Source organism: Methylobacterium guangdongense (assembly GCF_038442355.1).
Lineage (GTDB): Bacteria > Pseudomonadota > Alphaproteobacteria > Rhizobiales > Beijerinckiaceae > Methylobacterium > Methylobacterium guangdongense.
On record NZ_JBBXMX010000023.1, the window covers coordinates 65,454 to 73,601 of the forward strand.

General features: G+C 72.3%; 7 protein-coding genes, 1 tRNA gene and 1 pseudogene. 3 read left to right on the forward strand and 6 right to left on the reverse strand.

The features are described from left to right. Positions 1–75 precede the first annotated feature (75 nt). Positions 76–294, forward strand: a complete 219-nt coding sequence (locus AAHG09_RS27270) for a hypothetical protein (RefSeq protein ID WP_342110713.1) — start codon at positions 76–78, stop codon at positions 292–294. Positions 295–303: 9 nt separating this feature from the next. On the opposite strand, the gene AAHG09_RS27275 is transcribed toward AAHG09_RS27270, so the two are convergent. The 6 genes from AAHG09_RS27275 to AAHG09_RS27300 all read right to left on the reverse strand — a co-directional run bounded on the left by AAHG09_RS27275 (position 304) and on the right by AAHG09_RS27300 (position 7,646). Then, positions 304–717 carry a phage holin family protein gene (locus AAHG09_RS27275; RefSeq protein ID WP_342110715.1) on the reverse strand — a complete coding sequence of 138 codons (414 nt, stop codon included), beginning with the start codon at positions 715–717 and terminating at the stop codon, positions 304–306. A gap of 186 nt (positions 718–903) precedes the next feature. After that, the gene (locus tag AAHG09_RS27280) at positions 904–1,329 is read right to left on the reverse strand and encodes an RNA polymerase sigma factor region1.1 domain-containing protein (RefSeq protein WP_342110717.1); all 426 of its coding nucleotides are present in this window, start codon (positions 1,327–1,329) and stop codon (positions 904–906) included. A gap of 74 nt (positions 1,330–1,403) precedes the next feature. Next, positions 1,404–2,480 (reverse strand): acyltransferase family protein, encoded by a 1,077-nt coding sequence (locus AAHG09_RS27285; RefSeq protein WP_342110719.1) that lies wholly within the window; start codon positions 2,478–2,480, stop codon positions 1,404–1,406. Between the two features lie 186 nt (positions 2,481–2,666). Continuing rightward, positions 2,667–5,870: a helicase HerA domain-containing protein gene (locus AAHG09_RS27290; RefSeq protein WP_342110721.1), complete on the reverse strand. Its 3,204-nt coding sequence runs from the start codon at positions 5,868–5,870 to the stop codon at positions 2,667–2,669. Beyond that, on the reverse strand, positions 5,867–6,670 hold the full coding sequence (locus AAHG09_RS27295; protein WP_342110723.1) for a hypothetical protein: 804 nt from the start codon (positions 6,668–6,670) through the stop codon (positions 5,867–5,869). Before AAHG09_RS27295 ends, AAHG09_RS27290 begins: the two co-directional genes overlap by 4 nt. Beyond that, complete coding sequence (locus AAHG09_RS27300) at positions 6,663–7,646, reverse strand: endonuclease domain-containing protein (protein ID WP_342110725.1); 984 nt, start codon at positions 7,644–7,646, stop codon at positions 6,663–6,665. Before AAHG09_RS27300 ends, AAHG09_RS27295 begins: the two co-directional genes overlap by 8 nt. 240 nt (positions 7,647–7,886) lie before the next feature. Between AAHG09_RS27300 and AAHG09_RS27305 the strand changes: the two genes are divergently transcribed. After that, positions 7,887–7,963: transfer RNA gene (locus AAHG09_RS27305), tRNA-Arg, on the forward strand. 100 nt (positions 7,964–8,063) lie between these two features. Next, positions 8,064–8,148, forward strand: a pseudogene (locus tag AAHG09_RS27310) (IS5/IS1182 family transposase); the annotation flags it as partial.

An 8,148-nucleotide genomic window follows, 5' to 3' on the forward strand; every position in this document is an offset into this window, starting at 1 on the left:
ACCGACGTTAACCCTCCGTCAACCATGATCCGGGCAGATTTTCCCATCGCGGGAGCCAGCCTGGAGAAACGATCGATGGCGCGATGCCGGGACTTCGACGCGCTGAGCGAGGCGCAGATCGCCGCGGGACGCACGCAGAAGCGCTGGGTCGCGCCGAAGGCCGCGTTCCGGCCCGCCGGCCCGCAGGCGGTCGCCGACCTCCTCGACACGATCCAGCACGTCGCCGAGGCGGCCACGGGCGAGCGCAGCTTCCTGCACCTGCGCCCCGAGCGGACCGGCACGCGGGGACGCTGAGATCCGGCGTCAGGCCCCGGTCACGTCCCGGACGGTCCGCTTCGCCTGCCGCCACGTCCGCCAGGGTTCCAGGTTCGAGAGCGCCATCCGGCGCGCGCCGAGCCAGCCGAGCCAGAGGGCCATGATCAGGAAGGGCGCGGCGACGATCAGCGCCGCCGCCGCCTCGGAGTGCAACGGCAGCGCCAGAAGCTTCACCACCCCGTCGAGGCCGAGGAAGAAGGTCACGATCAGGAGGATCGGGATCGTCCCGACGATGGCGACCAGCGAGACGATCGCCCGGACGTTGCCGTCGACCTCGGTCCGCGCCAGCGTCAGCAGCGCCTCGACATGGGCGGTGCCCTCGCGCAGGGCCGCGATCAGCAGCGCCAGGGTTCCCTCGGGGGTGCTTCCGGCAGGGGTGTGTCCGTCGGGGGTTTGGCGCATGGGGCCGGATCTTCCTCGGAGTGCCGCGGGCCAACGGGTCCGCCGGTCGATGCGTTCCGCCGCCCCTGACAGGCTACGATCTTGCCACACCGCCAGCCGCGACGCGCTCTCCTTTCCGCACGGGGGAGGGGTCACGCGCTTGTTTCTCACATCCTCGACGCTCGGCAGAGACGTGATCCGCTGGCCTCACAGCAGCACCAGCACGGCCCCGAGCACGAGCAGCGTCGCGAGACCGGCCAGGGCGACGGCCCGGTTGACCCCTGCCCCCTCGTCCGGATCCGTCTGCGGCGGCGGCGCTGCCCGCGATCCGGACGCCGTCGGGTCGGCCGCCGCGTCGGCGCCCTCCCTCGCCCGGACCGCTGGAACGGGGCCGGGATCCCGCGCCGGGAGGGTCAGGCCGGTGGTGAGCGGCTTGTCGGCGGGCGGCCCGAAGGCCTCGGGCTCGACGCTGATGCCGGCGGCCTCCAGCTCCAGCATCACCAGGACGAGGTCGTCGACATCCATGCGCTCCACCGGCAGCGCGGCCTGCAGGTCCTCCGCCGAGAGTTCGCCGCGGTCCCGCCCGCGGGCGATGAGCCGGTCGAGGGTCGCGCGATCGATGGTCTGGGACATGTCCGGCCCCCCTTTCGGCCCCCTGCCCTGCTGGTCCGTCGCCAACGCGCGAGGGCGGGGGCGGTTACCGGCGCTCAGCGGCCGAGGGCGGCCAGCGCATCGCCGGGCCCCGGGCTGGCCACGTCCGGCCGGGGCCGGAGCATCGGCCGCTCGACGCAGTACCAGCTCAGGATGCCGAGGGGCAGCGCGGCCGCCAGCGTCAGCGCCGCCCCCGTCCAGGGGGAGAGCCCCGGCACCCACGCGATCAGCAGATTCTGGATCGGCCACGCGTAGAGGTAGAGCCCGTAGGAGGGATCGAGCTGCGCGGTGGCGCGGCTCAGCGCGAGGGGCCGCACCGCGAAGGCGAACCAGAAGATCAGGTAACCGCCGAGCAGCGCGAAGGCCGGCTCGGCGAGCGGCGGGCTGAACAGCAGCGGCAGGAGCAGCCCGGCGGCCAAAGCCGCGCCCCGGCCGGTATAGGCGATCCGGTCGGCGAAGAGCTGGAAGGCGCCGCCGCAGGCGAACACGAAGCTGAGCCGGATCATCTCCGACAGGGAGCCGAGCCCGTCGCCCGGATGACCGATCGGCAGATACAGCCAACGCAGCACGAGCAGAGCACCGAGTCCCGCCAGCATCGCGCGGTAGCGGCCCCGCCGCCGGAACGCCCGGGCGGTGCCGACGAGGCCGAGCAGCAGGTAGCAGCCGAACTCGCAGGGGATCGTCCACATCGCGCCGTCGAGCAGCGGATAGGGCAGGTCCGCGAAGGCGCCCGGGACCACCGGCATGAGCAGCAGGGCCAGCCGCACCAGGGTCTCGGCCGGCGAGACCGCGGCGAGATCGCCCCCCGCCAGGGGCGCGACGATGCCGATGCACAGGAGCGACGCCACCACGAAGCCCGGATAGATCCGCCGCACCCGCCGCATCAGGTAGTCGGCGAAGGAGCGTTTGGCCCGGTAGCTCGCGGTGATCAGGTAGCCGCTCACGAGGAAGAAGCCGTCGACCGCCACCTCCCCGAACGACAGGGTGCCGAACACCCGCGTCAGCAGCTCGCGCGACCGGTCCCCGTCCGCCAGTTCGGGGGCGTGGGCGAGGATCACCAGCGCCGCGAACAGCAGGCGCAGCGTCCCGAAATTGTTCGCCCGCGCGTCCGTCCGGGCGCCCACCGCCGTCACGCCTGCCCCCTCGCGTTGCCTCCGACCCGCCCAGGGGCCGGCATATCGGGCGTGCATGCAAGGGCACGACGGCAACACCGGGGCGGGATCTGCCGCCACGCGCCCGGCGGTGCCGGATCAGGGCTCCGCCCCGAGACCCCGCCAAAGGGCACGGCCCTTTGGAACCCCCGTGTTGCGCGCGGCCGCTCAGGCCGGCTCGGCCGAGCGCTTGGCCTGCCGGATGACCTCTTCCGGCGTCGGCGGGTTGGCGGGGTGGTAGGACAGGCAGAGCGGCGTGCGCAGCTTGGCCGGGCGGCCGGACCCCTCGGTGGCGAAGTAGAACTCCCCCGCCTCGAGCTTGCCGATATCGGCCGCGCTGCCCCCGTTCGCCGCCAGGATCTCCTGGGCGGCCGCGATGGTGGCGGGGGCGCTCTGCCGGCCGAAGAACTGCGTGGTGCAGTTCGAGACGACCTGATTGTGGATGCCCCGCGGCACCTGCGTCGCCACGATCATGCCGAGCCCGTACTTGCGGCCCTGCGCCACCAGCTTGATGCCGCTGCCGAGGCTCGGCGAGGCCCCTTGCGCCGGCAGGAAGGTCTGCGCCTCGTCGACCACGTAGAGCAGGCCGCGGGGCTGCGGGTTCTTCTTGATCCAGCCGAACAGCGCCATCTGGAGCCGGTTCACGAAATCGAGCCGCGCCGCCTCCGAGGCGAGACCCGACAGGTTGATCACCGAGATGCGGGTGCGCCCCGGGTCCCGCCCGAAGAACAGGTGGCGCGGATCGAGCACCGTGCCCTCCACCTTGAGCAACGGGTTCGTGGCGATCGCGGCGTGGAGCTGGTCGGCCATGTTGGCCGCGTGCTTGGCGGCGTTGCCGATCGCGCTGATCCCGTCCGGCAGGTCGGCCAGCAGGGCGATGAAGTCGCCGAGCTTGCCGCCGCCGCTGCGTTCCGAAAAGTGTTGGAGCGCCCCCGCGAGCACGCCGCGCTGGAGATTGGTCTTGGCGCCCGCGAGCGGCCCGAGGGTCTCGGCCGCCATCTCGATCGCCTGCTGGCGCTCGTCGCGATCCGCGCCCAGCTCCGCGAAGTCGGGCAGGACCGAGAGGAACAGCGGGTTGCCGGCATGGACGCCCGGCGTCCAGACCACGACCTCGACCCGCTCGGCATAGAGCGCCGCCTTGCGGGCATCCTCCGGGGAGAAGGCCTTCGGCGGCTCCGGCCACGGGTCGCCGAGCCGCGAGAGATCGTTGTTGGGGTCGATCACGATGGCCGGGAGACCGGCCAGGGCCGCCTCCTCCACGAGGCGGCGCAGCAGCACGGTCTTGCCCGAGCCCGAGCCCGCGATGATCGCGGTGTGCCGGGGCAGCAGGCGCAGCGGCAGGCTGACCGCGGGGGCGTCCGGGGTGAGCCGGTGGCCGACCGGGATCGCGTCGGGCGCCGGGGGATGCCCCTCAGGCCGAGGCGGCGGCGGCGGTGGGGCGACCTCTGATTCCGGGCCGGGCTTCTCCGCGGGGGCGGAGCCTCCGGATACGGGCTTCGGAGCCGTGTCGGGTGTCGCCTCCGGAGCGGCTGGGCGGTCGGCCGCGCTTCCTGCGTCCGACGGCGTCGCCCCGCCCCGCACCGCGTGGGCGAGGCCCGCCGCGTGGAAGAAGGCGGTCTTCGCCAGGGGCTGCTCGTCGCGGATCCAGCGCTCGAACCGGTCCGAGGTGCCCTCCTCCTGCGCCCGGGCGCGCAGGTCGCGCAGGCCGGCGAAGACCCGCAGGTCGTCGTCGGACGGGTCGATCGCCCGCCCGCCGGCCGCCGTGAACGCGTCGACGAGCTGCCGCGTCTTGGTCCCGCCCGGCACGGGTCCGCGGCGGACGAGCAGCAATTCCCGGTCGGGGATGCGCGTCGAGATCCCCGAGGCGGTCAGCGCCGCCCGCAGGCGGGCCTGGAACGCGATGGCGTTCTGGTGCTGGAGCGCCCGGTAGCAGACGTGCCGCTCGCGGTCGTTCTCGTCGTGGTGGATGAAGATCAGCCGGCCGTGGAGCGGCGGGATTCTCTGGTCGGGCTCGCCCTTGCTGGCGACGTCGAGGTCGTCGTCGGGGTCGTCCTCCAGGGCGTAGAGGTCGAAGACGTCGCGCAGGAGCTGGCCGAGCCAAACGTCCTCGTCGCTGCGGATGCCCGCGATGTCGGCAGCCTTGGCGGCGGTGGGTAGGTCGAATTCGAGGCCCTGCTCGGGAGGTAGCGGCGGCAGCGGAGGTGCGCCGAGGTCGTCGCAGACTGTGACCGCCCCCTCCGCAAGGCAGCGGCGGCGGAAGGCGTCGCAGCGCATCAGCAGGATGCGCGGCATCATGTTAACCGCGGCAGCCGCCGCGATGGCGCGCTCGCTGAACGGCCAAGTCGGAGATTCGGCCGTGAATCCGGCTTCCGTGTAGGCCGGGGCCAACCGTCCAGCCACAAGGGCGGCGGCGGCAGCGCGCTCGTTCATCCCGAGCAGCAATGTGGGATCTTTAAAGCGTTCAATCATCGAGTCCAGGCTGCGCGTCCGTAGGCGCTCCCAGGATTCTTCCAGGCAGGTCACCACCGTCATGCTGCGGTCGCAGACGATGCTGACCTCAAGCAGGCCCGCGGCCAGCACCTCGGTCAGCCCTGCCTCTGCTTCGAGCCCATCCTGGGCAGCTAGCCGGCTGCTCTCGATGATGCCGTCGATCTGATCGACCGCGATGAGGATCGGTCCGCTGAGCGCCATGATCCAGCACATGCCGCGCACGAGCTCGACCGGGGCCGGCGGGGGCGTCTTGAAGCCCAGGGCGGCCCGTTCCGTGGGATCGGCGTCGTAGCCCTGCAGCCAGGCATGGGCGAGGCCGACCACGCCGAAATCCTGCGAGCGCAGCAGGCAGAGCGCCCGGAACACGTCGAGGTGCTTGAGCGCGCGGCCGGCATCGACCCGCATCAGCGCCGTGACGAGAACGTCGACGATCCGGCGGGCATCGATGTTCGGGGTGTTGAACGCGGCCTCGACCTGCGTCTCGACGCCGAACCGGCGGGCGACGCCGGCCAGAACCGCATCCGATTGCCGCCGCCCGTCCGGCATCGCCTGCAACAGGGCGGTCACGAAGCTCAGGGCGGCGCTGCGCCAGAAATCCGTCAGACCGAGGACGTCGAGGGGCACGAACCACGCCCCCGTGCGCCACGCCTCCTGGCGGATCTGCCCGACGAGGTGCGTCTTGCCGACGCCCGACGGTCCGACGAAGACGCGGCCGAGGGGACGGTCGGCGGGCTTGCGGGCCTTGGCGTGGAGGGCAGCGACGAGATCCGCGACGAGCCGCTCGTTCGGGCTACCGGTGGGCGGGGTATCGATCCAGATGCTGTCGAGGGTGCGCACCCAGTCGAAATCGACCCGGCGCAGGGCGTCGAGGGCATCGGTCATGATTGGATCCGAAGGATGTGGAAGGGCTCGCCTGCGGGGCTGAACGCCGCGTCGCGCTCGGCATCATCGAGCGACCGGGGGTCGCTGAACTTACTCAGCCCCGCGGTCTTGTCGCCGCTGAGGATCGCCGCGAGGCCCGCATCGACCGTCGCGCGGTCGAGATCGGCGAGTTCGGTACGCAGCGCGCTCAGGCGCACGGCCCTGGCCCGCTCCCCGCCGGTCAGCGCGAGGTAGGCCGCCTCGATCCGGGCGCGGAGCTGCTCGGGGCTGAGAGGTTTCTTGGAGGGCGCGGTTTTTCCGGAGCGGGTTGGTGACCGGGAACCGGCCGTCTTCTGGGCGGCACCTGCCGCCTTGCGGGGCGGCGTCGTCTTCGTGCCGGTCGTCTTCGCGCCCTTGGCCGCCTTCGTTTCCTTCGCCGTGGGGGCGGCCACGGCCGCCTTCTTGCGGGTTGGCGGCGTCTCCGGCGGCGGCTCCGCGATGACGGGACCGACGAATTCGGCCAGCGGCCGGCCGCTCGCCGCGAGATCGGCCTCGATTCGCCCCAGCCAGTCCTGCAGCACCCGGAAGGCCGGCGGCAGGGGCGCGTCCAGATGGGTCCCCGCCCAGTTCCAGCCCTTATCGGTCACCGTCAGCCGCAGCGCGCGCGCCTGCTTCCCGGATTCGAGATAGCCGCCTGCAACCAGGGCCTCGCGATCCGTCGGCTTCACCTTCGGAACGAGCGTGCCCTCCAGGGCGGTTCCGCCCCGGCCGAGGAGGCACCAGAGAATCAGCGCCTGCTGCGGCGTCGGCGCGTCATGCATGGGCTAAGTCCCCTCCTGCGCGCCGGAGGCGGACCACGGCGCGGATCTTCTCGATGGCGAGCGGAAGGTCGGCCGCCACCTGATCGTTGGTCAAGCGCAGAACCAGGTAGCCGGCGGTCAGCAGCTCGAAATCCCGGTGGCGGTCGGCGCCGAACTTGGGCTCGGCCCGGTGCTCGGGACCGTCGAGTTCCACGACCACGCGGAGCGTCGGGCAGAGCAGGTCGACCCGCGGCCGTGCCCCCCAGGCGCCGACCGGCACCGGGGCGTTGCAGACGAACAGGCCCGCGAGGTCCGGATCCTGCCCCAGAGCCGTCGCCACCCGCCGCTCGAGATCGCTCGCCGGCAGGCCGCCGGGGGGGGCGATGAAGCGTTCCACCGCCGGCCGAACCGCTTCGGCGAAGGCGTGGGCGCCGTAGAGGATCCGGTCGTAGGGGGGCGTCTCGGGCGGCTCGGCGGCGAGCGCCGCCACCACCGCGGCCCCCTGCCGGGCGCACCATTCCAGCGCCTCGATCGCCGGGCGGGCGCGGGCGGGCGAGGCCGGATCGATCTCCCAGATCAGGACGAGGCCGCCGGGCTCGATCGCCTGTGCGAGGTGCCGCAACTGGAGGTCGCGCGCCATCCCGCGGAAGCGCGGCGTCAGGCCGAGCCGGACGCGCTTCGCGGCCGCCTTCAGCCAGGGATCGGCACCGAGCAGGGTCGCGGCGGTGTCGCGGCCGTACCAGTGCGGCCAGCGCGCGCGGGCGAGGTCGGCCAGATCGTCGAGGAGCCGGTCGAGCAGCGCGGTGGCATCGGACTGATCCGCATCCGCGACCAGCAGCGCACCGCGATCCGTGCCCTCCGACACGAGGACGCCGAGGGTCGCGCGGCCGACACCCAGGACGACGAGGCGCTCGCCCGGCCCCAGATCGGCGATGCGCCGGGCCAAGTCGCCGGCCGTGATCTGCGGCCGAGCCGCGATACCGAGCTGAGGGGACACGCGTGAACCGATGACCGCACCGCCGTCGCGCTGCCGGCGCCCCACGCCCCGCAGCCCGTCGTCGGACCTATACAGCACAGCTTCGCGCGCCTGGCTATGCCTCTGACATCTTCAGGTTGTCGCATGATCGGGTGTGCGCAACCGTATCATCCCGTGTTGCCGGGACATCCGTGGCGACCGGCGTGACCGCGGACGCCGTTGCGCTGGCGCCGCGGTTGGGCTAGGACATGGCCACGGCCTGCACCCGTAGCTCAGCTGGATAGAGCGTTGCCCTCCGAAGGCAAAGGTCACACGTTCGAATCGTGTCGGGTGCGCCAATTTTCTTCCACAAAATCAGCGATTGATCTGCCCCGTGATGGACACGGCGCGGATCAGTTAGAGCGTCTAACAAAACCGGGTTTGGCGCGTTGAGTAGAGATGGCAAGACCGCTCCTCCCCGAAGGCCTGTGGGCCGAGATCGCACCGCTGCTGCCGCCTGAACGCGCTAAGCCGAAGGGCGGTC

What these genes read in the sequence shown, in the direction of transcription:
- AAHG09_RS27275 (WP_342110715.1), bottom strand. Translation starts at nt 717, where the DNA reads ATGCGCCAAACCCCCGACGGACACACCCCTGCCGGAAGCACCCCCGAG.
- AAHG09_RS27270 (WP_342110713.1), top strand. Translation starts at nt 76, where the DNA reads ATGGCGCGATGCCGGGACTTCGACGCGCTGAGCGAGGCGCAGATCGCC.
- AAHG09_RS27290 (WP_342110721.1), bottom strand. Translation starts at nt 5,870, where the DNA reads ATGACCGATGCCCTCGACGCCCTGCGCCGGGTCGATTTCGACTGGGTG.
- AAHG09_RS27280 (WP_342110717.1), bottom strand. Translation starts at nt 1,329, where the DNA reads ATGTCCCAGACCATCGATCGCGCGACCCTCGACCGGCTCATCGCCCGC.
- AAHG09_RS27295 (WP_342110723.1), bottom strand. Translation starts at nt 6,670, where the DNA reads ATGCATGACGCGCCGACGCCGCAGCAGGCGCTGATTCTCTGGTGCCTC.